The sequence below is a fragment of the Vibrio sp. 1641 genome (genome assembly GCF_033339995.1).
GTDB lineage: Bacteria > Pseudomonadota > Gammaproteobacteria > Enterobacterales > Vibrionaceae > Vibrio > Vibrio alginolyticus.
Window position 1 is genome coordinate 1 of sequence record NZ_JAWOVP010000382.1, and the last position, 572, is coordinate 572.

Sequence of the window (572 nt, forward strand, 5' to 3'; positions counted from 1 at the left end):
AATGTTACTTTTTCTCAGAGATTCCCATATCAAAAGCCCCTCGATCGAGGAGGAACGGGACTTTCGATAATTTTATGCTTAACTTTCAAATGAAAGTTTGTTGCCAAATGCGGATTTCCAGTCTTTATCAAATTGATCGACAGCCGGCTGAACTGATGGATGAGAAAACATCTGCGCGGCCACATCGACAGGTAAGGTGATCGCTTCAATACCTAACTTCATCACTTCCATCGCTTGTTGGGTATTCTTAAAACTCGCTGCCAAAATTTTTGCAGGCAGTTGGTTTTGATCCAGTAGCAATTGCAGGTCTGCGACCACTTCTACACCGTTTCCGTTCATCGCATCAATACGGTTCACATAAGGCGCAAGATAGTCAGCGCCGCACAATGCCGCAAGGAAACCTTGCTGAGCAGAGTAAATAGCAGTGGCGAGTACTTGAATTCCCTCTTTTTTCATTAACTTAATTGCCGATAAGCCTGTTTCGGTTGCTGGCACTTTGACGACCATATCATAAGGTAATTCATGGATTTGGCGCGCTTCTTCCACCATGCCTTCTACAGTTGTGCTCACCA

General features: G+C 44.6%; 1 protein-coding gene. It reads right to left on the minus strand.

Going from position 1 to position 572, the window contains the following annotated elements; translation table 11 throughout:
* Positions 1-78 precede the first annotated feature (78 nt).
* On the minus strand, positions 79-572 hold a 494-nt coding region (locus tag R7Z47_RS26100), incomplete at its 5' end, for a transaldolase family protein (protein WP_318130932.1).